This window comes from Serratia sp. szju, from assembly GCF_044594185.1.
Classification (GTDB): Bacteria; Pseudomonadota; Gammaproteobacteria; order Enterobacterales; family Enterobacteriaceae; genus Serratia; species Serratia bockelmannii.
The window spans coordinates 372,975-397,870 of record NZ_CP172576.1; the positions used below are offsets into that span (position 1 = coordinate 372,975).

A 24,896-nucleotide genomic window follows, 5' to 3' on the forward strand; every position below is an offset into this window, starting at 1 on the left:
TTACAACTGAACACCGGAGAAGGACATGAAGCCCAGCGCCATCAGTCCGGTGGTGATAAAGGTAATGCCCAGGCCGCGCAGCCCTGCCGGCACGTTGGCATACTTGAGTTTTTCGCGGATCCCCGCCATGGCGACGATCGCCAGCATCCAGCCGGTGCCGGAACCAAAGCCGTACACCACCGACTCGGCGAAGTTATAGTCGCGCTGCACCATGAAGGACACGCCGCCGAAGATGGCGCAGTTCACGGTGATGAGCGGCAGGAAGATGCCGAGCGCGTTATACAGCGACGGGAAGAAGCGATCGAGGATCATCTCCAAAATCTGTACCAGCGCCGCGATCACGCCGATGAAGGTGATGAAGTTGAGGAAGCTCAGATCGACGCCTTCCACCAGCGCGCCGTCGCGCAGGATCAGGTTGTAGACCAGGTTGTTCACCGGCACCGAAATGCCGAGCACGATGGTCACCGCGATGCCCAGGCCAAAGGCGGTCGAGACCTTCTTCGACACCGCCAGGAAGGTACACATCCCGAGGAAGAACGCCAGCGCCATGTTCTCGACGAACACCGCGCGCACAAACAGGCTGATATAGTGTTCCATCGGCCTTTACTCCTTTTCGATCTGCGCCGGCTTCAGGGTGCGCAGCACCCAGATCAGCAGGCCGATGATGAAGAACGCGCTCGGCGCCAGCAGGAACAGGCCGTTCGGCTGGTACCAGCCGCCGTTCTGCACCGTTTCCAGCACCGGGACGCCGAACAGCTTGCCGGAGCCAATCAGCTCGCGCAGGAAACCGACCAGCACCAGGATCACCCCGTAACCCAGCCCGTTGCCGATGCCGTCCATAAAGCTCTCGATCGGCGGCGACTTCATGGCATAAGCCTCGGCGCGCCCCATCACGATGCAGTTGGTGATGATAAGGCCGACGAACACCGACAGCTGCTTGGAGATCTCGAACGCATAAGCGCGCAGCAGCTGATCGACCACGATCACCAGCGAGGCGATGATCGCCATCTGCACGATGATGCGCACGCTGTTGGGAATATGGTGACGGATCAGCGAGATGAAGAAGCTGGAGAACGCGGTCACCAGCGTCACCGCAATGGTCATCACCACCGCCGTCTCCAGCTTGGTGGTCACCGCCAACGCAGAACAGACGCCCAACACCTGCAGGGCGATCGGGTTATTGTCGAACAGCGGCCCCAGCAGGACCCGCTTTATCTCTTTGGAATCAGCCATTTTTCAGCGCTCCTTCACGAACTTTTTTCAGGAACGGGCCGAAGCCGTGCTCGCCCAACCAGAAATCAAACGTATGCTGCACACCGTTGGAGGTCAGCGTGGCGCCGGATAGGCCGTCCACTCCGTGCACATCCCCCTGACGTGCGCCGCCTTTCACCACGCGGATCGCCGGCTGGCCGTTGTCGTCGAACAGCTGTTTACCGACCCACTGCTGGCGCCAGGACGGATTCTCGACCTCACCGCCCAGCCCTGGGGTTTCCCCCTGGTCGTAGTAGGTGATGCCCTTGACCGTATTGCCGTCGTTATCCAGCGCCACGAAGGCGTACATCATCGACCACAGGCCGGTGCCGTATACCGGCAGCACAAGCTTGTTCACCTGGCCGCTTTCGTCGCGCACCAGGTAGATTTCCGCCTGGTTGCTACGGCGTTTGATACCGGCCGGATCGTCGCCCGCGGGCAACGCCACGCTTTTGGCGTCGTCGCGCAGCGCGGCGCCCAGATCGAACGCCGCCGCCTTGCCAGCGACAAACTCGCCGCTGTTCAGATCCACCAGGCGCGGTTCGATGCGCTCGCTGTACAGACGCTTGACCTGCTCGCTCTCCATTTTCGGCTGCAACAGGCCGGCTACGTCGAGAATATTGCGCTGCTTATCGAGCAGCTTTTGCTCCTGCTGTTTGGACTTCAGGCCGACGGCGGAGCCCGCCACCACCACTGAACACACCAGACACAGCAGCAGCACTACCAGCAGCGTTTTACCGATGCCGTCGTTTTTCGCTTCATTCGCCACGGGCTTTTCTCCGCTTGATGTTGGCCTGCACCACCAGGTAATCGAACAGCGGTGCGAACAGGTTGGCGAACAGGATCGCCAGCATCATGCCTTCCGGATAGGCGGGGTTGACCACCCGGATCAGCACGCACATCACGCCGATCAGAATGCCGTACCACCATTTCCCCTTATTGGTGAAGGAGGCGGAAACCGGGTCGGTCGCCATAAAGATCATGCCGAAGGCGAAGCCGCCCAGCACCAGATGCCAGTACCACGGCATGGCGAACATCGGGTTGGTGTCCGAACCGATGGCGTTGAACAACAGTGCAGAAGCCACCATGCCGAGCATCACGCCGGCGACGATGCGCCAGGAGGCCACGCGGCCGAACAGGATAATCGCCCCGCCGATCAGGATCATCAGCGTGGAGACTTCACCGATGGAGCCGGGAATGTTGCCGAGGAAGGCGTCCAGCCAGCTGATGGACTGGCCGGTGGCCACGTTGCTCAGGCTGTGCGCCCCGCCTGCACTCCACTGCGCCAGCGGCGTCGCGCCGGAGAAACCGTCCGCGGAGGTCCACACCAAATCGCCGGAGATCTGCGCCGGATAGGCGAAGAACAGGAAGGCGCGGCCGGCCAGCGCCGGGTTGAGGAAGTTGCGCCCGGTGCCGCCGAAGATCTCTTTGGCCACCACCACGCCGAAGGTGATGCCAAGCGCGGCCTGCCACAGCGGCAGGGTCGGCGGCACGATCAGCGCAAACAGGATTGAAGTGACGAAGAAGCCTTCGTTAACCTCATGCTTACGGATAATGGCGAACAGCACCTCCCAGAAGCCGCCGACGACAAACACCACGGCGTATATCGGCAGGAAGTAACAGACGCCCAGCACCATCTTGCTGACCCAGCCGGCGTCGGCCGCCAGCGAGGCGCCTAGCCACTGCGCCAGACGATAATGCCAGTCGCCCGCCAGCACCTGTTGCAGCGCGTCGCCGCTGTACAGATGGTGCAGCGCCGGGATCGCCTGCTGGCCAACGTTGTACATGCCCCAGAACATCGCCGGGAACACCGCCAGCCACACCAGGATCATCATGCGTTTCAAATCGATGGCGTCGCGCACGTGCGAAGCGCCGCGCGTCACCGTGCCGGGGGTATAAAACACCGTGGTGGTCGCTTCATATAGCGGGTACCACTTTTCCAGTTTGCCGCCCGGCGTGAAGTGATGCTCTATCTTCTCAAAATAATTCTTCAGGCCCATCGGTTATCCTTCCTGCTCAATCTTGGTCAGCACCTCGCGCAGCACCGGCGCGTACTCATACTTGCCGGGGCAAACGAAGGTGCACAACGCCAGATCTTCCTCGTCCAGCTCCAGGCAGCCCAGCGCCTGCGCACTGTCGCTGTCGCCCGCCAGCAAATCGCGCAGCAGCAGCGTCGGCAAAATATCCAGCGGCATCACCCGCTCGTAGTTGCCGATCGGCACCATGGCGCGTTCGCCGCCGTTAGTGGTGGTCGAGAAGGCGAACAGTTTGTTTTTCAGGAAGTGGCCCAGCGTGGTGCGGGTAATAGAGAACTTGTTCGGCGACGGCACGATCCAGCCGAACAGCTCTTTGTCGCGCCCTTCTTCCAGCACCGACACCTGCGAGTGGAAACGGCCGAGCCAGGCGTTCGGCCCGGCGGCGTGCATGCCGTTCAGCACCGAACCGGAGATCACCCGGTTCTCGCCGTCTTTCAGGCGGCCGGCGGTCAGCTCCTCGAGGCTGGCCCCCAGGCGGGTGCGCAGCAGCGCCGGCTGCGCCACCTGCGGCCCGGCCAGCGCCACGACCCGGCGGGTATCGAGCTTACCGGTGGTGAACAGCGTGCCGATGGCGATGACGTCCTGGTAGCCGATGTGCCAAACGATTTTCTTCAGGCTGACCGGTTCAAGGAAGTGAATGTGGGTGCCCACCAGCCCGGCGGGATGCGGGCCGGCAAATTCGCTGTAGGCAATCTGCGGGCCGCTCTCCTGGCCAACCGAGGCGCCGGCGGCGTGGCACACGTGCACCTTGCCCGCCGTCAGGCGCGCCAAGACCACCAGCCCGGCGTTGAACGCCGTCTGCTGCTCAGCGATGATCACCTGCGGATCGGCGGCCAACGGTTGGGTATCCATCGCGGTGACGAAAATGGCGCGCGGTTCGCTGCCGGGGCTTGGCGTTTTACTGAACGGGCGGGTGCGCAGTGCGGTCCACAGGCCACTGGCGATCAGTTCGCTCTCGACCTGTTCGCGTGGCAACTGGGCCAATTCCCCCTGCGGGTAGTGCGCAAACTCGAGCTGATCGTCGCCGCCGTTTTCCAGCGCAATCACCACCGATTGCAATACGCGCCGCTCGCCGCGGTTAATCGCGACGATGCGGCCGCTGGCGGGAGCCGTGAAGAAAACCCCGGGGTTTTTCTTATCTTCGAACAACGCCTGGCCTTTCTTAACGGTATCGCCTTCCTGCACCAGCATGGAGGGGCGCATTCCGACATACTCTTCCCCAAGCAGGGCGACATGCTGAATGTTCGGGCCATCTTGGATCGCCTGAACCGGGGCTCCGGCTATCGGCAGATCTAACCCTTTTCTGATCTTAATCATAGGATTTATACGATGTAGTTGGGTTTACACGTCTGCCCGGCCCCAGAGGCGGGTGCTGACGATGCCAGGATTGCCGGGCAGTGCGCACAACGGCACGCCCAACATGAACTTTCTCGCAGTGAAAAACTGGGGTAACGCGCATTCCCTTGAATCCCCCTTTCCGTTGTTTGCGCGACAGTCGATGTGTTAACGGCATGTAGCCAAATAACCATCAAAACGGCCGGGTTATATGCAATAACTCTTGCCGCTTCAATCGCCACAGTGCGTTAAATTGAAGAGAGAATATTAACATTGTTCGCAACATTGTTCTGCGTTCCGTCGTGACTTGGGTCAAGCAAACGCAATTAAATTTCGCCTGTTTTTCACTACTTATCGTTAAAATCTGCCGGTCATTTCACTTTTATCGAGCTTTGTCGTTTTTTTATACATATCACGTATTGCTAAAAATAAACGCGCTGGTAATCTGGCGGTGTTTTGCAGCAGTAAAAACAATAATCAGTGGCATGTTGGCCAACCTCAATTGCGCCGGCAGATAAATATAAGCAGGAATAATAATGAGCAAAATCGCGCTGTTGTTTGCGATGCTTGTTTCTATGCCGATGATCACGGCCTGCAGCGCCAGCGAGCAGGTACCCGAAGCGCCGGTAGTTAAACAGCAATTATTGGGTTCGCCGGTCTATATTCAGATCTTCAAAGAGGAACGCAAGCTGGAATTGTATGCCAAAATGGGCAATGAATTCCGCCTGGTCAACACGTTCCCGATCTGTAATTTCTCCGGCGGGCTGGGTCCTAAACGTCGTGAAGGCGACTTTAAAAGTCCGGAAGGCTTTTATAGCGTTGACGCACGCCATCTGAAACCCGACAGCAAGTATTATCGGGCGATCAATATCGGTTTCCCTAACGATTACGATAAATCGCAGGGCTATTCCGGCGCTTATCTGATGATCCACGGCGAATGTAAATCGATCGGCTGTTACGCGATGACCAACACCTATATGGATGAGATCTATCGCTACGTCGAAGCTGCTTTTGCCTATGGCCAAAGCCGCGTCGATATCAGCATCTATCCGTTCCGCATGACCGAGCAAAACCTCAAGCGCCATGCGTCATCCAGCTATATCGCCTTCTGGCGCCAGCTGAAGCCGGGTTACGATTACTTCGCGAAGAACCACCAGCCGCCGATGATGACCGTAGACAACGGCCAGTATGTGCTGGGTCAACCGTTGATGAGCAGCGGCCAGATGACGCAGTACGCGTCAGCCAGCCCGACGCCCAACACCAATCCCTTCGCTCAGAACAAGCCGCTCACCGAAGTGAAATAACGCGAACTCGCCTGGCTCAATCTTGTGCCAGGTTTCGTTGGCGGTCAGCGGTTGGGTGGCGATCACCGTGACCACATCGTTCGGTGTGGTCTGCTGCTGAAAATCGATCTCCACATCCTGATCCAGTAACGTCGCCTTACCGAACGGCGCGCGGCGCGTGATCCAATACAGGTTGGTGGAGCAATAGGCCATCACGAAGCGCCCGTCCGACAACAGCATGTTGAACACCCCTTTCTTGCGCAGCTGGTTCGCCAACAGGCCGATATAGCGGAAGACCGCCGGCCATTGGCTCGGGGTGCGCGGGTATTTCAGCGCCAGCTGATGCAGCAGCCAGCAGAACGCGTATTCGCTGTCGGTCTGGCCGACCGGGCGGAACGTGCCGGTATCCAGCTGACGATAGCCTTTTAATTGGCCGTTGTGCGCGTAAGTCCAGTTGCGGCCCCACAGTTCACGGGTGAACGGATGGGTGTTTTCCAGCGCCACTTCGCCGCGGTTGGCCTGGCGAATATGGGACACCACCGCGCAGGACTTGATCGGATAGTCCTGCACCAGGCGGGCGATCGGCGAGTTGAAGCTCGGCTGCGGATCCTTGAATGTGCGGCAGCCGTTCCCTTCATAGAAGGTAATGCCCCAGCCATCCTTATGCGGCCCGGTGCGGCCGCCGCGCTGTACCAGGCCGGTAAAGCTGAAGCAGATATCGGTCGGTACGTTTGCGCTCATCCCGAGCAGTTCACACATCGCCAGCACTCCTTAACCACACTGACACAGGCTGTGCGGACGCACCATGCGGCGTCCGCCGTCTTATTCCTGGGGGAGCCGCAGCTCCCCGAAGGCTATCAAGCCTTAACCATCTCTTTTTCGATCAGCTGAATCAAGATGTGAATCGCTTTGATGTGGATTTCCTGAATGCGGTCGGCGTAGCCGAAGTGCGGCACGCGAATTTCCACATCGGCGGAACCCGCCATCTTGCCGCCGTCCTTGCCGGTCAGGGTGATCACTTTCATCCCCTTGGCACGCGCCGCGTCGATGGCCTTGATGATGTTGCCGGAGTTGCCGGAAGTAGAAATGCCCAGCAGCACGTCGCCTTCGCGGCCCACCGCTTCCACATAGCGCGAGAACACATACTCATAACCGAAGTCGTTGCTGACGCAGGACAGGTGGCTCACGTCCGAGATGGCAATTGCCGGGTAGCCCGGGCGGTTTTCACGGTAGCGGCCGGTCAGCTCTTCGGCGAAGTGCATCGCGTCGCAATGGGAACCGCCGTTGCCGCAGGAAATCACTTTACCGCCGGCTTTGAAGGAATCCGCCAGCAGCACCGCCGCACGTTGGATGGCGTCGATGTTGGCGTCGTCATTGATAAATTTCGCCAGGGTATCAGCTGCTTCGTTCAGTTCACTGCGAATAAGGTCGTGGTACATGAGGAACCTCTTGTTATCGTCAAATCTTCCGCTTCGCAGTGTACCGGATCGCGGAAACAGCGAGAAGCATTCTCAGCCAAACAGCGCGCCAGTTAAGGAAGCGGGGAGGTTTTTGATGATTGGTGCTGTCAGTTTGTGACGTGAGTTGTAATTAAACTGTAAACGCATTGATAAAAATTCTGCCTTGTACTAAAACCTATTACATACACACAACAGGTCAGACCTCTTACTACTTCGGAGCTTCTTATGATGGTTCTTAGTATCGTCGTTTTCCTGGCTCTCCTCGGCGTGGTGTTCTACCACCGAGTGAACCTTACCCTCAGCAGCCTGATCCTGGTGGCGTACACTGCCGCCATGGGTGCTATCGGCCTGTGGAGCTTCTGGCTGTTGCTGCCGCTGGCGATCGTGCTGCTGCCGCTGAACCTTTCCTCTGTACGCCGTTCCCTGCTCTCCGCGCCGGCGCTGCGCGCCTTCCGCAAGGTGATGCCGCCGATGTCCACCACCGAGAAGGAAGCGATCGACGCCGGTACCACCTGGTGGGAAGGCGATCTGTTCCGCGGCGCGCCGGACTGGAACAAGCTGCACAGCTACCCGAAACCGCGCCTGACGGAAGAAGAGCAGGCGTTTATCGACGGCCCGGTGGAAGAAGCCTGCCGCATGGCCAACGACTTCCAGATCACCCACGAACTGGCCGATCTGCCGCCTGAACTCTGGGCGTACCTGAAAGAACACCGTTTCTTCGCGATGATCATCAAGAAAGAGTACGGCGGTCTGGAATTCTCACCTTACGCTCAGGCGATGGTGCTGCAAAAACTGGCCGGCGTTTCCGGCATCCTGGCGATCACCGTCGGCGTGCCAAACTCCCTCGGCCCGGGCGAACTGCTGCAGCACTACGGTACCGAAGAACAGAAAAACCACTATCTGCCGGGCCTGGCGCGCGGCGACGAAATTCCTTGCTTCGCGCTGACCAGCCCGGAAGCGGGTTCCGATGCCGGTGCCATTCCAGACGTCGGCACCGTGTGCATGGGCGAATGGCAAGGCAAGCAGGTACTGGGCATGCGCCTGACCTGGAACAAGCGCTACATCACGCTGGCGCCGGTCGCTACCGTACTGGGCCTAGCGTTCAAACTGCATGACCCGAATCGCCTGCTGAGCGACAACGAATCCCCGGGCATCACCTGTGCGCTGATCCCAACCAGCACGCCGGGCGTGGAAATCGGCAACCGTCACTTCCCGCTGAACGTGCCGTTCCAGAACGGCCCAACCCGCGGCACCGACGTGTTCGTGCCGATCGATTACATCATCGGCGGGCCGAAAATGGCCGGCCAGGGCTGGCGCATGCTGGTTGAGTGCCTGTCGGTCGGCCGCGGCATCACCCTGCCGTCCAACTCTACCGGCAGCCTGAAATCCATCGCCCTGGCGACCGGCGCCTACGCGCACATTCGCCGTCAGTTCAAGATCTCCATCGGCAAGATGGAGGGGATCGAAGAGCCGTTGGCACGCATCGCCGGCAACACCTATGTGATGGACGCCGCCGCTTCGCTGATCACCTACGCGCTGGTGCAGGGCGAGAAACCGGCCGTGCTGTCGGCCATCGTCAAATACCACTGTACACACCGCGGCCAGCAGTCGATCGTTGACGCCATGGACATCGCCGGCGGTAAAGGCATCATGCTGGGCGAATCCAACTTCCTGGCTCGAGCCTATCAGGGCGCACCGATCGCCATCACGGTGGAAGGCGCGAACATCCTGACCCGCACCATGATGATCTTCGGCCAGGGCGCAATCCGCTGCCATCCTTATGTGCTGGATGAAATGGCAGCGGCGCAGAACAACGATCTGAACGCTTTCGATAAATCGCTGTTCGGCCACTTGGGCCACGTCGGCAGCAACAAGGTACGCAGCTTCTGGCTGGGCCTGACCAACGGCCGCACCAGCGCCACGCCGACCAAGGATGCGACCCGTCGTTACTATCAGCAGTTGAACCGCCTGAGCGCCAACCTGGCGCTGCTGTCGGACGTTTCCATGGGCGTGCTGGGCGGCAGCCTGAAGCGCCGTGAGCGCATCTCCGCTCGCCTGGGGGATATCCTCAGCCAGATGTATTTGGCTTCCGCCGTGCTGAAACGCTTTGACGACGAAGGCCGTCAGAAAGAAGATCTGCCGCTGGTGCATTGGGGCGTGCAAGACAGCCTGCATAAAGCCGAACAGGCGCTGGATGACCTGCTGCGCAACTTCCCGAACCGCTTTATCGCTGGCGCGATGCGCTTCGTGGTCTTCCCGTTCGGCCGCGTGCATACCGCACCGTCCGATCGCCTGGATCACCAGTTGGCCAAGATCCTGCAGGTGCCTTCCGCCACCCGCAGCCGCCTGGGGCGCGGTCAGTACCTGACGCCGAGCGAACATAACCCAATCGGCCTGCTGGAAGCGGCGCTGGCCGACGTGATGGCCGCCGAGCCGATTCACGAACGTCTGTGCAAGGCAGCCGGCAAAAACCTGCCGTTCACCCGTCTGGATCGTTTGGCGGAACGCGCGCTGGAAGAAGGCAAGATCAGCGCCGACGAAGCGAAGATCCTGGTGAAAGCCGAAGAGAGCCGTCTGCGCTCCATCAACGTGGACGACTTTGCACCGGATGCGCTGGCGGCCGCTAAGCCGGAAAAGCCGGCGGCGCAGTCTAAGCGCCAACAGCAGACCGAAGCGGCTTAACGCCAATTCCCACTCCACGCATCCAAGGGGCGATCATCATCGCCCCTTTTTCTTTTCTTGCACCACAAACTGCGCACCGCGCCGCAGGTTGGCGCAACGGCAGATTTCACGGGAAGGAAGTTCGAGTAGACTGCGCAGCGGGTGCTCTGGATCTTTCTGTCCGGAGCCTTGGCAAAGGAGAGAAAGAGAAAGGCCCCGAGTCGATATTATCAACCCGAGGCCACTCTGATGCCAAGCAACATCAGGTTAGCCTCTTACCCGCCGCAAGGCAAGGATAGGGAGGTCAAAAATGCAGCAAAAACGGGTCGTACTTAAACTGGTGATCGTCTGTATGACGCTGATCGCGTTCATCTGGCTAACCCGCGGTTCGCTGTGCGAACTGCGCATCAGGTTGGGAGACTCGGAGGTTGCGGCCACTTTGGCTTACGAATCCGAACGGTAAGGCAACCCAACGGCGGGGTTCGCCCCGCCCGTTGGCTGATGATGTCAGGCAGGATCCACGAGCACCCGCCTTTTCAGCCCTGCTGGCGAATGCGCGCCAACAGCGCATCGATATGCTCGATCTGCGGCGCATTGACGATCAGCGTGCGCCCCAATCCCAGGGCGTGACGCTGACAGTCGAGGCGCATGTCGGCGTCGGCGATGCTGTCCAGATCGGCGACGTGCGCCAGGCCGATGGTGCGCCGGATCAGTTCGGTACCGCAGTACCCTACTGCGTCAGCCCAGACCTGCTGCAGGAATTGCTCGGCGTAACCCGGCGTCGCCAGCGCCGCATCGCGGCTTTGCTGATGGCACAGCGCCAGGAAGCGATCGGCGAAAATCAGCCACAGCTCGCGCACATCCTGCAGGCGCTGCTCGCGCCCGGCGGCGGCATCGCGCGGCCCGAACAGCCCCGGCTGACCACAATAGTTGAGCAGCAGGTTGCCTAACGCAGTGCCGACATCGAAACCGATCGGGCCGTAGAAACCGAATTCAGCGTCGATCGCTTTCAATCGCCCTTCCGCCACGAAAATTGAACCGCTGTGGATATCCCCGTGCAACAACGCCTCCGCTTTGCTGAGGAAGCGATGTTTCAGGCCGGCGACCGCCAGCTTCAGCGGCGCATCCTCACGCAGCGCCCGCACCTGCGGCAACAGCGCCGCCTCGAACTGATTGCGCTCATGGTCGATATAGGGGTCGGTAAAGAACAGATCTTCGGTGATCTGGCACAGCTCGGGGTTGGTGAAACGGCTGACTTCCGCCTTCTTCTGCTGCGCCGACTGATAAAAATCGGAGGTGTGGAACAGCGTCTGCGCCAGGTATTCCGCCAGCTGTCCGGCCGCCAGCGGGTGATAGTTCCCCTGCACCAGTTCACTGCGCCAGATGCGATGATCGGAGAGATCTTCCTGCACCATCACCGCCAATTCGGGATCGTGATGCAAGACTTTTACCGTATGCCTTGGGCAGAAACCGCCGTGGACCAGCAGCGTTTCCGCTTCGATGCGCGCCCGATCCAACGTCAGCGGCCAGGATTCGCCCACACAGCGCACGTAGGGCAGCGCCTGTTTGACGATCACCCGACTCACGCCTTCGCGATCGCGGATCTTGAACACCAGGTTCAGGTTGCCGTCACCGATCTCGTCGGCGCTCACCAGCGCCTGCGGTTCGGCCACCTGCCCGTATTGGCGGGCATATTCAACGGCATCGGCAGCCGTAAACGTACGATAAAGCGACATTCCCCAACCCCTCTGTTCTCTCTCACTGACCCAGCGACTCTGATTATTTAGACGTAAAAGCATTTGGACGTCTATACATCTGGAAGTCATGTTGGCAGAATAGCGTTTCAGATGCAATAACCACGCAACAAGGAATTAACCGCCGATGCAAGCGCTTAACACCACCAGTTTGACCCTGCGAGATAACCGCCTTTGGATCCTCGATCAGCAAGCTCTGCCGCAGGAAAAGCGGTGGCGGGCCTGCGACAGCGTGGAAGAGTTGGTCGGGCACATTCACAGCCTGCGGGTGCGCGGCGCGCCGCTGATCGGGCTGTCCGCCAGCCTGCTGTTGGCGCTGCTGGCGGAACGCGGTCTGCCGCGCGCCGAGCTGGAACAGGCGCTGCACACGCTGCGCGCCGCGCGCCCGACGGCGGTTAACCTGATGAACAATCTGGATCGCATGAAGCTGGCGCTGGCGGAGCCTGACTGGGCGCCGGCAATGGTGAACGAAGCGCTGCGGCTGGTGGAGGAAGATCGCCGGCTGTGCGATCGCATCGCCGATCACGGCGCTGGGCTGGTCAAGCCCGGCAGCCGCCTGCTGACCCACTGCAATACCGGCGGGTTGGCCACCGCCGGCGTCGGCACCGCCATCGGGGTGCTGCTGCGCGCCCACCAGCAGGGCAAAGTGCAACAGGTGTGGGTCGATGAAACCCGGCCGCTGCTGCAGGGCGGTCGTCTGACCGCCTGGGAACTGGGCGAGCTGGGCATTCCCTATCGTCTGATCTGCGATTCGATGGCCGCCAGCCTGATGGCGCAGGGCCAGGTCGATGCGGTGTGGGTCGGCGCGGATCGCATCGCCGCCAACGGCGACGTCGCCAACAAGATTGGCACCTACAGCCTGGCGGTGCTGGCGCACTATCACGACATCCCGTTCTACGTGGCCGCCCCGCACACCACCCACGATCCGCACTGTCCGGACGGCGCCGCCATCCCGATCGAGCAACGCGCGGCGGCCGAAGTCACCGGCGTTTCAGGCAGCTTCGGCGCCTGCCAGTGGGCGCCGAACGAGGCACCGGTGTACAATCCGGCGTTCGATGTCACGCCGGCGAAGCTTATCAGCGGGTGGGTGTTCGACAGCGGCGTGATCACGCCGCAACAGGTTGAAGCGGGGATTTTCCAGCGGGCGCTGGGGTAACGCCCGCCGGTTGACGATCAGTCCAAACGCGGATAGGCATCGGCGATCGTGTCGCCGGTGAAATGCGCCACCCAGCCTTCCGGGTTGTCAAATACCCGGATCGCGGTAAAGTGCGGCGCCGAGCCCATATCGAACCAGTGACGGGTGTTGGCCGGCACCGAGATCAGATCGTTCTTTTCGCACAGGATCTGGAAGATCTTGCCGTCCAGATGCAGGCAAAACAGCCCCGCCCCTTCAACGAAAAAGCGCACTTCATCCTCGCCGTGCGTGTGTTCGGACAGGAATTTTTCGCGCAGCGCCTGACGCTGCTCGTGGTCCGGCCGCATGCTGATCACGTCCCAACTCTGGTAGCCCTTTTCCGCCACCAGCCGGTCGATCTCATGCTGGTAGGCGGCGATCACTGCCTCCGGCTGCGGGTTGTCGCCCAGCTCGCGATCCGCCTGCCAGCGCTCAAAGCGCACGCCGATTTGCGCCAGCTGGCGCTGGATCTCCTGCGCGTCGCGGCTCTGCCACAGCGGCTGCTGCGGCGCTTTATCGCTGAAAATGGTCAATCCACTCATGAGACGAACTCCCCTAAATCGATACGATCAAAACGGTTAACCTGCGGATGCCGGCTTTGCTCGTCCGCCTCATCGCGGATCAGCTGGCAGGTATGCCAGCCGGCGGCCTGCGCGGCGTCCAGCTCCTGGTGAATATCGGACAGGAACAGCAGCTCGTCGGGCGCGATGCCGATAGCCTGCGCGATGTTGCGGTACGACGCGGTTTCGCGCTTGGCGCCGACGTGCGTATCGAAATAGCCGCTGAACAGCGGCTGCAGATCGCCCGCGTCGCTGTGGCCGAACAGCAGCTTCTGCGCTTCCACCGAACCGGAGGAATAGACGTAAAGCTTCACTCCCTGCCGCTGCCAGGCGGCCAACTGCCCGGCGACTTCCGGGTACAGATGCCCGCGGAAGTCGCCCTCGCGATAGCCGCTGCGCCAGATGATGCCCTGCAGCGCCTTGAGCGCGGTGGATTTGCGATCTTCATCCATAAAGCGGTACAGGGCGGCGATCAGCGCGTCAAGATCTGCCTGCGGCTGGTCAATTTCAGCGCGCAGCGCCGCCAGCGGCGCGGCGACTTCGCTCTCAGCGGCATGGCGGCGCACAAAATCCGCCAGCCGTTCGCGGGCATAGGGAAACAGTACCTGATGCACAAAGCGAATATCGCTGGTGGTGCCTTCAATATCGGTCACGATAGCGCGGATCATTTCGCCTCCAGTAAGCGGCGTTGCAGTTCACACTGGAACAGGAATTCCAGCCCTTCGAGATGGCGGCGGGCTTCCGCTACCTGGCTTCCCCAGCAATAGAGACCGTGGCCGCGCACCAGAAAACCGTACTGCAGTGGCGTGGCCTCGGCATAGGCCGCCACACGCGCCGCCAACCGGGGGATATCCTGATCGTTATCAAAAATGGGGATCGCCACACTGTCCAGGTGGCTGCGCTGGCCGGCCAGCGACTTCTGCATTTCGTATCCCTGCAGCACCAGCGCATCGCCGCGTTCCACCCGCGACAGTACGGTAGCGTTGACGGAATGGGTATGCAGCACCGCGCCGATGTGCGCAGACAGGCGGTAGAGCAGCGTATGCAGCCCGGTCTCCGCCGACGGCGTGCGGCCGCTCGGCACATGATTGTCGGCGATATCCACCCGCAGAAAATCGGCGGCGCTCAGGCTGCCCTTGTCTTTGCCGGACTCGGTGACCAGGCACTGACGTTCGTCGAGGCGCAGCGACATGTTGCCGCCGGTCGCCGGGCACCAGCCTTTGTCGCCAATCCAGTGGCAGGCCGCCAGCAATGCGGTAAATTGCGGATTATCCGTCATTATTATCATTTCCCGTTCGGTAAGGCGGCCGGCAGATGAAACTTTGCCTGCCGCGTGGCGGGCTAAGCACTTTTTCGCATTTAGCCATCTAAGCGTCTTGATTGCCAAATACTAGCATCGTGTTATATTGACGGCAATATAAGCGCCTGGAGTATTCACCTGCTATGAGCACTTCCGCATTGATTCCCGAAAGTAAACTGCCTGCCCTGGGCACCACCATCTTTACCCAAATGAGCGCGCTAGCGCAGCAGCATCAGGCGATCAACCTGTCTCAGGGCTTCCCTGATTTCGACGGGCCGGACTACCTGAAAGAACGCTTGGCCTGGCACGTCGCCCAGGGCGCCAACCAATATGCGCCGATGACCGGGGTGGCGCCGCTGCGCGAAGCCATCGCCGACAAAACCGCCGAGCTGTATGGCTGGCTGCCGGACGCCGCTGCTGAAGTGACCGTCACCGCCGGCGCCACCGAAGCGCTGTTCGCCGCCATCAGCGCGCTGGTGCGCCCCGGCGATGAGGTGGTCTGCTTCGATCCCAGCTACGATAGCTATGCGCCGGCGGTGACGCTGGCCGGCGGCGTACTCAAACGCCTCGCCCTGCAGCCGCCCGCGTTTGCCGTGGATTGGCAACGGTTCGCCGCCGCGCTGTCGCCGCGCACCCGCCTGGTGATCGTCAACACGCCGCACAACCCGTCCGCCACCGCCTGGCAGGCGGAAGATATGCAGCAGCTGTGGCACGCCATTGCAGAACGCGAAATCTACGTGCTCAGCGACGAAGTCTACGAACACATCTGCTTCGCCAAAGGCGGCCACGCCAGCGTGTTGGCCCACCCGCAGCTGCGCCAACGGGCGATCGCGGTGTCCTCCTTCGGTAAAACCTTCCACATGACCGGCTGGAAAGTGGGTTACTGCGTGGCGCCCGCCGCGCTGAGCGCCGAGGTGCGCAAGGTGCATCAATACCTGACCTTTTCGGTCAACACCCCGGCGCAGCTGGCGCTAGCGGATAGCCTGCGTGCCGAGCCGGAGCACTGGCGGCAGTTGCCGGCGTTCTATCGCGCCAAGCGCGATCGCTTTGTGCAGGCGCTGGCGCGCAGCCGACTGGAAATTTTACCCTGCGCGGGTACATACTTCTTGCTGGCGGACTACAGCGCCATCTCCGATCTGGACGATGTGGCGTTCTGCCATTGGTTAACCGAGCACGTGGGCGTGGCGGCCATTCCGCTGTCGGTCTTCTGTGCCGATCCTTTCCCCCATAAATTGATCCGGCTGTGCTTCGCTAAACAGGACGCCACGCTGGATGCAGCTGCGGAGCGGTTATGTCGACTTTAAAAATTACCCTGTTGCAGCAACCTCTGGTCTGGCGCGACGGCCTCGCTAACCTGGCCGCCTTCGACGCGTTGCTGGCGCCGATCGCCGGGCGCGATCTCATCGTTTTGCCGGAAATGTTCACCACCGGTTTTGCCATGGATGCCGGCGAGAGCGCCCTGCCCGAACAGCAGGTGATCGACTGGCTGCGCAGTTGGGCGGTGAAAAGCCACGCGTTAATCGGCGGCAGCGTGGCGCTGAAAACGCCCGAAGGCGCGGTCAACCGCTTCCTGCTGGTAGAGCCGGGCGGCCAGGTGCATGCCTATGATAAACGCCACCTGTTCCGCATGGCCGGCGAACACCTGCATTACCAGGCCGGCAACCGGCGTGAAATCTTCGAGTGGCGCGGCTGGCGCATCCTGCCGCAGATCTGCTACGACCTGCGTTTCCCGGTCTGGGCGCGCTATCAGCAGGATTACGATCTGGCGCTGTACGTCGCCAACTGGCCGGCGCCGCGCAGCCACCATTGGCAAACGCTGCTGACGGCGCGGGCGATTGAGAATCAGGTGTATGTGGCGGGCTGCAACCGGGTGGGCGAAGATCCTAACGGACTGAGCTACAGCGGAGACAGCTTAATCATCAGCCCTCAGGGCGAGATCCTGGCGGATGCGGAACCCGGCGCGGCCACGCGCCTGGACGCCGAGCTGTCGCTGGAAACCCTGCAGAGCTACCGCAGCGCCTTCCCGGCCTGGCGCGATGCCGACAGCTTTCTGCGTCTTGACTGATTAAACGCGATCCCAGCCGGCGATTAGCGCGTCGATCTTCGGCAGAGAGATAAAGACTCCGCGCCGATGCCGGAAAAGGACGGCTCGTTCAGCACCAATAGGCCATGAAGTTGACGGTGGAGCGATCCAGATCGCGTTCGCCAATCAGGTAACGCCGCAGCGTTTTCACCGCAGAAGATTCGGCCGCCACCCAGGCATAAAAAGCGTTGCTGCCGGCCGCCCGCTCCCACAGCACCTCATCGCTCAGGCTGCTTTCCGCCAGTGACTGCGCCTGTGCGCACGCCGATGCGGGGATATCCACCCGCTGGCGCACCGCTTCCACCAGCAGCGTACCGTGTGCCAGCTGGCGGCCGACGTCACGCGGCAGCCAGTAGACCTCGGCGAACGGGAAATGCGCCAAATCCAGGCAATCCCCCGCCACCGGCACCTCAAAAAACGCCTGCACCCGCGGCGGATTGGCCTGCTGCGCCAGCTGTTCCAGAATCGCCATCGCCGCCGGCACCGCCGTCTCATCGGCGATCAGCAACGCCTGTTGCAACTGCGCCGGCGGCGCCCATTCGTAACCGCCGCTGTCGCCGTCGAAGTCACCGTTGGGGGCGACCGTTTGAATCGTGTCTCCGGGTTCGGCATGGGTCGCCCAGGCGGAAGCCGGGCCGTTCACGCCATGCAACACGAACTCGACGTCCATCTGATTCTGCTCGCGGCGCAGCGCACGCAACGTATAGGTGCGCATCACCGGACGCTGTTCTTTGGGGATCGCCATGTAATCGCCGTACCAGTCCGGGCCGTTGGTCAACGGCGTGATCTTGCCGTCCGCCGCCGGGAACAACAGTTTGATGCGCTGGTCCGGCGCTTCCAGCTTCATCCGATGAATATCCGCACCTTCAAACACGCAGCGCACCAGCGAGGGCGAAATCAGCGTTTTGCTTTTCAGGGTGATATCAAAAATTCTGTAGCTGGCGGACATGTTCTCTATTCTCCGGCAACGCTGTCGCTTGCGCGTATAGCCGATCGGCTGCCGTGTTGACGGCGTGGGGTGCTCGATCGCGCAGCGGGTAAAATGTTAATAAAACTGATTGATTACGTTAATGTATCGAAAAAAATCATATCATGATTTTATTGATAACAAGAAACGTTATTGATAAAAGAATCATTCTCAAAAAATACAATAACAATATCACCAGGAAATAACGATGAAACGCAAACACCTTTGGGTATTGAATCCTTGTCTGCTGGCAATGCTTGCGCCGGCGGCTTGGGCTGAGGATCAGAAAGCCGGCACCGAAGAGCAGATGGTGGTCTCCGCCAGCCGTTCGCACCGCAGCACGGCGGAAATGGCACAGACTACCTGGATCATTGAAAGCCAGGAGATCGAACAGCAGGTTCAGGGCGGTAAAGAGATCAAGGACATGTTGGCGCAGCTGATCCCCGGCATGGACGTCAGCGGCCAGGGCCGTACCAACTATGGCATGAATATGCGCGGCCGCTCGATGATGGTGATGATTGACGGCGTGCGCCTGAACTCGTCGCGCAGCGACAGCCGCCAGTTGGATTCGATCGACCCGTTCAATATCGACCATATTGAGGTGATTTCCGGCGCGACCTCGCTGTACGGCGGTGGCAGCACCGGCGGCCTGATCAATATCGTCACCAAAAAAGGGCAACAGGAACAGCAGGTCGAGTTGCAGGTCGGCGGTAAAACCGGCTTTGGCGGCCATCACGATCACGACGAGAACGTGGCGGCGGCGGTCAGCGGCGGCAACGACAACGCCTCTGGGCGCCTGTCCGTTTCTTACCAGCGCTATGGCGGCTGGTATGACGGCAAAGGCAATGAGGTACTGATCGACAATACCCAAACCGGCCTGCAGTATTCCGATCGCCTCGACGTCATGGGCACCGGCACCCTCAACATCGACGATCATCAACAGCTGCAACTGACCACCCAATACTACAAAAGCCAATCCGACGGCGATCACGGCCTGTTCCTGGGAGAGAACTTTGCGGCGGTGACGGGCAACGCCAAGGCATATAACAGCGGTAACTTAAATTCCGACCGCATCCCCGGTACCGAACGCCACCTGATCAACCTGCAGTATTCCAACACTGATTTCCTCGGCCAGGATTTGGTGGCGCAGGTCTACTACCGCGACGAAACGTTGACCTTCTACCCGTTCCCGACGCTGGCGGGCAAAGCGCCGAACTATTACGTCAACAGCATTGGTGCTTCGCAGCAAAAAACCGATTTCTACGGCGGCAAGCTGACGTTAAACAGCAAACCTGTCGACGCACTGACGCTGACTTACGGCATTGACGCCGAGCATGAAAGCTTCAACGCCAATCAGCAGTTCTTTAACCTGGCGAAGGCTCAGCAGTCCGGCGGCATGACGCTGGAGAACGCTTACAGCACCGGCCGCTACCCGAGCTATACCACCAGCAACCTGGCGTCGTTCCTGCAGGCCAGTTACGACATTAATCCCATTTTCACCCTGAGCGGCGGCGTGCGTTACCAGTACACCGAAAACAAGATCGACGACTTCGTCGGTTATAACCAGCAGCAGGCGATCGCCACCGGCGCCGCGACATCCGCCGACGCTATACCGGGCGGGAAAACCGACTACAACAACGCGCTGTTCAACGCCGGCCTGTTGGCACATCTGACCGAGCGCCAGCAAACCTGGTTCAACTTCTCTCAGGGCTTCGAGATCCCGGATCCGGGCAAATATTACGGTAACGGCACCTACACGTTGAACGGCGGCCATTACCAGTTGTTGAAGAGCGTCAACGTCGGCGATTCCAAGCTGGAAGGCATCAAGGTCAATGCCTACGAGCTGGGCTGGCGCTATACCGGCGATAACCTGCGCACGCAAATCGCCGCCTACTACTCGCTGTCCGACAAGAGCATCGCTATCAACAAAACCGACATGACCATTAACGTCAATGCGGATAAGCGGCGCATCTATGGGGTGGAAGGCGCGGTGGACTACTTCTTTGAAGACAGCGACTGGAGCGCCGGCACCAACTTCAACGTTATCCGTTCCGAAACCAAGGTCAACGGCGAATGGAAGAAGCTGGTGGTCGATACCGCCAGCCCATCGAAAGTCACCGCTTATGTCGGCTGGGCGCCGGGCGACTGGAATCTGCGCTTACAGTCGCAGCAAACCTTCGATGTGTCGGACGACGGCGATTACACCAAGGCCAACTCCACCCAAGGCCGCAAAATCGATGGCTACAACACCCTCGATTTTCTCGGCAGCTATACCCTGCCGGTAGGGAAAATCAGCTTCAGCGTGGAAAACCTGCTGGACAAGGAATACACCACCGTTTGGGGCCAACGCGCGCCGATCCTGTACAGCCCGACCTACGGCTCGCCTGAGCTGTACAGCTATAAGGGCCGTGGACGCACCTTCGGTTTGAACTACTCGGTGTTGTTCTGAGGAATAAGGGGCCGGTCTGCCGGCCCCGTTCATTGGGCCGTACCGTTTTGCCGAGAGCAGAAACGACGAAGCCCTGAGTTATCGCTAACTCAGGGCTTCTGAATAGTGGCGGAACGGACGGGGCTCGAACCCGCGACCCCCTGCGTGACAGGCAGGTATTCTAACCAACTGAACTACCGCTCCGCGCCATTCCCTCTTGCGGGGGAACGAGGCGCATATTACGGACGCCTCTCGGTTCCGTCAACGCCTTTTTCTCACCAAATGAACCGTTTGCACAGTTTTTCAACGAAGGTTCATCCGGTGCGTTTTTTTTCGTGCAAAAATGCCGTTACTCGGCCGGCGCACCGCGCCACAGGCAGCTGCCGCCCTTTTTCGCCACCAGATCCAGACGCGCCTCGTGCGCCTTCACTTCTTCGTCGCTGGCGTAGACCACTTTCATCGCCGTCGCCGGGCGGACGATGCGCTGAATTTCTTGCGCGGCGTCGTTTTGCTGGGTATCACCTTCCATCTGGAACGCTATCGAGGTCTGACCGCCGGTCATCGCCAGATAGACTTCCGCCAGGATCTCGGCATCGAGCAATGCGCCGTGCAGCGTACGCTTGCTGTTGTCTATCTCATAACGGCTGCACAAGGCATCGAGGTTGTTGCGCTTGCCCGGGAACAGGCGGCGCGCCATCAGCAGGCTGTCGGTGATGGTGCAGAAGGTCTCGGTCTTCGGGATGCCCTGCTGCAACATGCGGAATTCGTGATCCATAAAGCCGATATCGAACGCCGCGTTATGGATCACCAGCTCGCCGCCGCGGATAAAGTCGAGGAATTCGTCGGCAACCTGATCGAAGGTCGGCTTGTCGGCCAGGAAGTCATCGCTGATGCCGTGTACGCCGTACGCTTCCGGATCCACCAGCCGATCCGGCTTGATGTAAACGTGGAAGTTGCGCCCGGTCAGGCGGCGGTTAATCACCTCCACCGCACCGATTTCAATGATACGGTGCCCTTCGTAGTGCACCCCAAGCTTGTTCATACCGGTGGTTTCGGTATCGAGGACAATCTGTCTGGTGGTTGTAGAGATCATATTGCAGTGCTCACAGCGCTCGTTTATGTCAGACTTGGCTTTTATAAAACTGATAGGAAGAGTCTACCAGAGATGCTCAAACAGGTAGAAATTTTCACCGACGGCTCCTGCCTTGGCAACCCCGGCCCCGGTGGCTACGGCGCGATATTACGCTATAAGCAAACGGAAAAAACCTTCAGCGAGGGTTTTCGTCTGACCACCAATAACCGCATGGAAATGATGGCGGCGATCGTGGCGCTGGAAGCGCTGACCGTGCCCTGCGCCGTGACGCTCAGCACCGACAGCCAGTATGTGCGCCAGGGCATCACCAGTTGGATCCATAACTGGAAGAAGCGCGGCTGGAAAACCGCCGACAAAAAGCCGGTCAAGAATGTCGATCTGTGGCAGCGGTTGGATCTGGCCATTCAGCGCCACGAGGTGAAATGGGAATGGGTCAAAGGCCACGCCGGCCATCCGGAGAACGAACGTTGTGACGTGCTGGCGCGCGAAGCGGCCGGTAAGCCGACGCAGGAAGACGTCGGTTACCAACCGGAAGCCTAAGGCAGCTTGCGATAGCTCTTGGTCGCGCCCACCGCGCGGCTAAGAGACGGCTTTCTCGCCCCCAGTTTCATCGGCGTAGGCGTTAGCGGCAAGGTGCGTTTGCGCGCCACAATCACGCTCATGCAGCCCAGCGCTGGCAAATGGGTACATAAAAACTTGCCGCCCTTGCGGTGCCACGGCAGCACGTGAAAACGCGACTGATGCAGCACCTCATAATTCAGCAGGCTGAGCCAATCCAACAGCCGCATCTGGGTAAACATGCGGCTGACATAGGGCTGGCGATGACGCAACCCGGGCACCAGCTTGCCCAATCCCAGCAGGCTGAACGGATTGAAGCTGCTGATAACCAACCAGCCGTCGTCGATCAATATCCTGTCCACCTCACGCAGCATGCGGTGCGGATCGTCCGCATAGGACAGCGTATGCGCCAACAGGCAGGCATCCACCGACTTGGCGGCGAACGGCAGTTGATAGGCATCGGCGATCACCTGCAGCCCGTCCCCCTCCAGCCCTACGTTGACCTGATGGGAAATCGCACATTTGTCCGTGGCCAGCTCGGCGCTGAGCATGCCCATCTTCAGCAGATGGAAACCGAACAGCTTGGGCCACCAGGGTTGCAACTGCCGCTCGAGCGCTTCACGATAGTACTCCCCCCACGGCAGCTCAGCCCAGGACTGCGGGCCGGTGAGCTTTTGTAGAGTATGGGCTGGTTTCATGATTTATTATCTTCTTTCAAGCCGTTGCCAACGAGAGGTACACCATGAATCTTATCAGCATTCCCGCCTTCCAGGACAATTACATTTGGTTATTGGATGACCGACAGGGGCGCTGCATTATCGTCGATCCGGGTGAAGCGCAGCCGGTACTCGAAGCGTTGCAGCGCCTGCAGCTGGCGCCGGCGGCGATCCTGCTGACCCACCATCATCACGATCACGTCGGCGGCGTGGCGCAAATCGTAGCGAAGTATCCCGGGCTGGTCGTCTATGGGCCGCAAGAAACCGCGGACAAAGGCGCCAACCACATCGTCCGCGACGGCGACACCTTTGACATCGATGGCCGCCAATACAGGACTATCGCCGTTCCCGGCCATACGTTGGGCCATGTGGCATTCTATAGTGCCCCTTATCTGTTCTGCGGCGACACCATTTTCTCCGCCGGCTGCGGCAGGCTGTTTGAAGGCACCGCCAAACAAATGTACGACTCATTTCAACAACTCGCGCAACTTCCCGATAACACCTTAATTTGCTGCGCGCATGAATATACTCTTTCTAATCTTAAGTTTGCGCGGGCTATTTTGCCGGAAGATCGAGAGATTGAAACATATCAACAACATGTTGAAGCGTTAAGGGCAAAAGGCCAAGCCAGTGTGCCGACCACGTTGCAATTAGAACGCAAAATTAACCTGTTTTTACGTTGCCATGACGCTGATTTACAAAAGAAATTAGGCTTTAATTCACCACCAGAAAGCCTTCATTCAGTTTTTTCCGAATTACGCCTGCGGAAAGATAACTTCTAAGCTTTTAGTTGTGTTATTTGGCGAAGCAAAGTATTATTGCTCGTCTTTTAAGCAACTACATTGACACACACATGAAGGCTAAAGCGATATTTCTCGCCTCAGTCTTGCTAGTGGGTTGCCAGTCGTCCAGGCAGGACGCACCGGCGCCAGAACAGCATGCACAGAGTTTGTCTTCGGCTGGTCAAGATGGTGAAGCAGGAGAGTACACAGCAAATGGCCGAGCGAGCTCGGCGCGGTGGTTGGATAACAACAGTCCCGCCGCGCAACAGGACCTGTGGAACTTCATTAGCGACGAGCTGAAGATGGAGGTTCCGGAAAATTCCCGGATCCGTGATCAGAAAAGAAAGTACTTAAAAAGTAAGAGCTATCTCCACGATGTAACATTACGGGCAGAGCCGTACATGTACTGGATAGTCGGGCAGATTAAGAAACGTAATATGCCGATGGAACTGGTACTGCTACCCATAGTGGAGAGCGCTTTTGACCCACACGCCACGTCAAGTGCCAACGCCGCAGGGCTATGGCAAATCGTGCCGCAAACGGGTCGCAATTATGGTTTGAAAAACAATCAGTGGTATGACGGTCGACGCGATGTCGTCGCCTCGACAACCGCTGCGCTTAACATGATGCAGCGCTTGAACCGCATGTTTAACGGCGACTGGTTACTGACCGTAGCCGCCTATAACAGTGGTGAAGGCCGCGTGATGCAAGCGGTGAAGGCAAACAAACGCCAGGGTAAGCCAACCAATTTCTGGGCATTGTCGCTTCCGCGTGAAACGTCAATCTATGTCCCGAAAATGCTGGCACTGAGCGACATCATCAAGAACAGCAAGAAATACGGCGTGAAACTCCCGAAAACGGATGAAACCCGTGCGCTGGCTCGTATCGATGTCGGGCAGCAGATCCAGCTAACTCAGGCGGCTGAGATGGCAGGGCTTTCAGTCACCAAGATGAAAGCGTATAACCCAGGCTACAAAAAAGGCGTTACGGCACCCAACGGGCCCCATTACATCATGGTTCCCAAAGGGCATGCCGATCAGCTGAAAGACTCGCTGGCCGATGGCCAGATCGCCGTGACTCAACCAACGACGCAGTTGGCGAAGAACAGCGGTTTGTCCGGTGGCAGTTCGTATAAAGTGCGCTCCGGCGACACCTTATCGGGCATTGCCAAGCGGCTGAACGTTAAGACCAGCGATTTGCAGAGTTGGAACAACTTACGCGCCAAGAGCGCCATAAAAGTTGGGCAAACCCTGCAAGTGGCCAGCAATACTGGCAGTAACAGCAGTATCACCTACCAGGTTCGTAAAGGTGATTCGCTCACCAGTATCGCACGTCGTCACGGCGTCGATATTAACGACGTGATGCGTTGGAATTCAACGCTCGCCAAAGGCAACCTACAGCCAGGTCTGAAGCTGACCCTGTTTGTCGGCAACAAGATGACGCCGGATACTTAAA

24 protein-coding genes and 1 tRNA gene are annotated in these 24,896 nt (G+C 59.5%); 10 read left to right on the forward strand and 15 right to left on the reverse strand.

The features are described from left to right. From nqrE to RE418_RS01910, 5 genes are read right to left on the reverse strand one after another with little or no spacing between them, the layout of a single operon-like run. Entirely contained in the window at window positions 1-597 is a 597-nt protein-coding gene (nqrE, locus tag RE418_RS01890) for an NADH:ubiquinone reductase (Na(+)-transporting) subunit E (protein ID WP_004930235.1), read from the reverse strand. Window positions 598-603: 6 nt separating this feature from the next. Further along, on the reverse strand, window positions 604-1,233 hold the full coding sequence (locus RE418_RS01895; protein WP_004930232.1) for an NADH:ubiquinone reductase (Na(+)-transporting) subunit D: 630 nt from the start codon (window positions 1,231-1,233) through the stop codon (window positions 604-606). Beyond that, window positions 1,226-2,020, reverse strand: coding sequence for a Na(+)-translocating NADH-quinone reductase subunit C (locus RE418_RS01900; protein WP_025301668.1), 795 nt, complete (start codon window positions 2,018-2,020; stop codon window positions 1,226-1,228). The genes RE418_RS01895 and RE418_RS01900 overlap by 8 nt, the downstream gene beginning before the upstream one ends. Further along, the gene (locus tag RE418_RS01905; RefSeq protein ID WP_213928429.1) at window positions 2,010-3,251 is read right to left on the reverse strand and encodes an NADH:ubiquinone reductase (Na(+)-transporting) subunit B; all 1,242 of its coding nucleotides are present in this window, start codon (window positions 3,249-3,251) and stop codon (window positions 2,010-2,012) included. Before RE418_RS01905 ends, RE418_RS01900 begins: the two co-directional genes overlap by 11 nt. Before the next feature lie 3 nt (window positions 3,252-3,254). Continuing rightward, window positions 3,255-4,604, reverse strand: a complete 1,350-nt coding sequence (locus RE418_RS01910; RefSeq protein ID WP_213928428.1) for a Na(+)-translocating NADH-quinone reductase subunit A — start codon at window positions 4,602-4,604, stop codon at window positions 3,255-3,257. 554 nt (window positions 4,605-5,158) lie between these two features. Between RE418_RS01910 and dpaA the strand changes: the two genes are divergently transcribed. Next, window positions 5,159-5,926 carry a peptidoglycan meso-diaminopimelic acid protein amidase gene (gene dpaA, locus RE418_RS01915; RefSeq protein ID WP_025301666.1) on the forward strand — a complete coding sequence of 256 codons (768 nt, stop codon included), beginning with the start codon at window positions 5,159-5,161 and terminating at the stop codon, window positions 5,924-5,926. Here the strand turns inward: dpaA and RE418_RS01920 are convergent. Both RE418_RS01920 and lpcA read right to left on the reverse strand, forming a co-directional pair. Continuing rightward, window positions 5,861-6,664 (reverse strand): class II glutamine amidotransferase, encoded by an 804-nt coding sequence (locus RE418_RS01920; RefSeq protein WP_025301665.1) that lies wholly within the window; start codon window positions 6,662-6,664, stop codon window positions 5,861-5,863. The two genes, dpaA and RE418_RS01920, sit on opposite strands and share 66 nt — an antisense overlap. Window positions 6,665-6,762: 98 nt before the next feature. Continuing rightward, a complete protein-coding gene (lpcA, locus tag RE418_RS01925; protein ID WP_004930220.1) occupies window positions 6,763-7,344 on the reverse strand; it encodes a D-sedoheptulose 7-phosphate isomerase in 582 nt (193 codons plus the stop codon). A gap of 246 nt (window positions 7,345-7,590) precedes the next feature. Between lpcA and fadE the strand changes: the two genes are divergently transcribed. Together fadE and RE418_RS01935 are read left to right on the forward strand one after the other, a co-directional pair. After that, entirely contained in the window at window positions 7,591-10,047 is a 2,457-nt protein-coding gene (gene fadE, locus RE418_RS01930) for an acyl-CoA dehydrogenase FadE (RefSeq protein ID WP_025301664.1), read from the forward strand. A 289-nt stretch (window positions 10,048-10,336) separates the two neighbouring features. Then, the gene (locus RE418_RS01935) at window positions 10,337-10,489 is read left to right on the forward strand and encodes a Hok/Gef family protein (RefSeq protein ID WP_004930217.1); all 153 of its coding nucleotides are present in this window, start codon (window positions 10,337-10,339) and stop codon (window positions 10,487-10,489) included. A 73-nt stretch (window positions 10,490-10,562) separates the two neighbouring features. On the opposite strand, the gene mtnK is transcribed toward RE418_RS01935, so the two are convergent. Beyond that, complete coding sequence (gene mtnK, locus RE418_RS01940; RefSeq protein WP_060432490.1) at window positions 10,563-11,762, reverse strand: S-methyl-5-thioribose kinase; 1,200 nt, start codon at window positions 11,760-11,762, stop codon at window positions 10,563-10,565. 145 nt (window positions 11,763-11,907) lie between these two features. Here mtnK and mtnA point away from each other — a divergent pair, with 145 nt between their 5' ends. After that, window positions 11,908-12,936, forward strand: coding sequence for an S-methyl-5-thioribose-1-phosphate isomerase (gene mtnA, locus RE418_RS01945; protein WP_089180574.1), 1,029 nt, complete (start codon window positions 11,908-11,910; stop codon window positions 12,934-12,936). A gap of 17 nt (window positions 12,937-12,953) precedes the next feature. On the opposite strand, the gene RE418_RS01950 is transcribed toward mtnA, so the two are convergent. From RE418_RS01950 to RE418_RS01960, 3 genes are read right to left on the reverse strand one after another with little or no spacing between them, the layout of a single operon-like run. After that, complete coding sequence (locus RE418_RS01950) at window positions 12,954-13,496, reverse strand: acireductone dioxygenase (protein ID WP_043135518.1); 543 nt, start codon at window positions 13,494-13,496, stop codon at window positions 12,954-12,956. Further along, entirely contained in the window at window positions 13,493-14,182 is a 690-nt protein-coding gene (gene mtnC / locus RE418_RS01955) for an acireductone synthase (RefSeq protein ID WP_043135516.1), read from the reverse strand. The genes RE418_RS01950 and mtnC overlap by 4 nt, the downstream gene beginning before the upstream one ends. Then, on the reverse strand, window positions 14,179-14,793 hold the full coding sequence (locus tag RE418_RS01960; protein ID WP_025301659.1) for a methylthioribulose 1-phosphate dehydratase: 615 nt from the start codon (window positions 14,791-14,793) through the stop codon (window positions 14,179-14,181). The genes mtnC and RE418_RS01960 overlap by 4 nt, the downstream gene beginning before the upstream one ends. A gap of 164 nt (window positions 14,794-14,957) precedes the next feature. Here RE418_RS01960 and RE418_RS01965 point away from each other — a divergent pair, with 164 nt between their 5' ends. Together RE418_RS01965 and RE418_RS01970 are read left to right on the forward strand one after the other, a co-directional pair. After that, entirely contained in the window at window positions 14,958-16,118 is a 1,161-nt protein-coding gene (locus RE418_RS01965) for a pyridoxal phosphate-dependent aminotransferase (RefSeq protein WP_025301658.1), read from the forward strand. Further along, window positions 16,106-16,879 (forward strand): amidohydrolase, encoded by a 774-nt coding sequence (locus RE418_RS01970; RefSeq protein ID WP_043135508.1) that lies wholly within the window; start codon window positions 16,106-16,108, stop codon window positions 16,877-16,879. Before RE418_RS01965 ends, RE418_RS01970 begins: the two co-directional genes overlap by 13 nt. Window positions 16,880-16,967: 88 nt before the next feature. Here RE418_RS01970 and RE418_RS01975 read toward each other — a convergent pair whose 3' ends face one another. Next, the gene (locus tag RE418_RS01975; protein ID WP_089180573.1) at window positions 16,968-17,846 is read right to left on the reverse strand and encodes a siderophore-interacting protein; all 879 of its coding nucleotides are present in this window, start codon (window positions 17,844-17,846) and stop codon (window positions 16,968-16,970) included. A gap of 226 nt (window positions 17,847-18,072) precedes the next feature. Between RE418_RS01975 and RE418_RS01980 the strand changes: the two genes are divergently transcribed. After that, on the forward strand, window positions 18,073-20,313 hold the full coding sequence (locus RE418_RS01980) for a TonB-dependent siderophore receptor (RefSeq protein ID WP_089180572.1): 2,241 nt from the start codon (window positions 18,073-18,075) through the stop codon (window positions 20,311-20,313). Between the two features lie 106 nt (window positions 20,314-20,419). On the opposite strand, the gene RE418_RS01985 is transcribed toward RE418_RS01980, so the two are convergent. Next, window positions 20,420-20,496: transfer RNA gene (locus tag RE418_RS01985), tRNA-Asp, on the reverse strand. Between the two features lie 145 nt (window positions 20,497-20,641). Next, entirely contained in the window at window positions 20,642-21,385 is a 744-nt protein-coding gene (gene dnaQ, locus RE418_RS01990; protein WP_038871384.1) for a DNA polymerase III subunit epsilon, read from the reverse strand. A gap of 72 nt (window positions 21,386-21,457) precedes the next feature. Between dnaQ and rnhA the strand changes: the two genes are divergently transcribed. Further along, window positions 21,458-21,925: a ribonuclease HI gene (gene rnhA, locus RE418_RS01995; RefSeq protein WP_033649910.1), complete on the forward strand. Its 468-nt coding sequence runs from the start codon at window positions 21,458-21,460 to the stop codon at window positions 21,923-21,925. Here the strand turns inward: rnhA and RE418_RS02000 are convergent. Next, on the reverse strand, window positions 21,922-22,641 hold the full coding sequence (locus RE418_RS02000) for a class I SAM-dependent methyltransferase (RefSeq protein WP_025301652.1): 720 nt from the start codon (window positions 22,639-22,641) through the stop codon (window positions 21,922-21,924). The two genes, rnhA and RE418_RS02000, sit on opposite strands and share 4 nt — an antisense overlap. 44 nt (window positions 22,642-22,685) lie before the next feature. Between RE418_RS02000 and gloB the strand changes: the two genes are divergently transcribed. Continuing rightward, window positions 22,686-23,441, forward strand: a complete 756-nt coding sequence (gloB, locus tag RE418_RS02005) for a hydroxyacylglutathione hydrolase (RefSeq protein ID WP_043135494.1) — start codon at window positions 22,686-22,688, stop codon at window positions 23,439-23,441. Between the two features lie 71 nt (window positions 23,442-23,512). Further along, the gene (gene mltD / locus RE418_RS02010; protein ID WP_089181660.1) at window positions 23,513-24,895 is read left to right on the forward strand and encodes a murein transglycosylase D; all 1,383 of its coding nucleotides are present in this window, start codon (window positions 23,513-23,515) and stop codon (window positions 24,893-24,895) included. Window position 24,896: the final 1 nt, after the last annotated feature.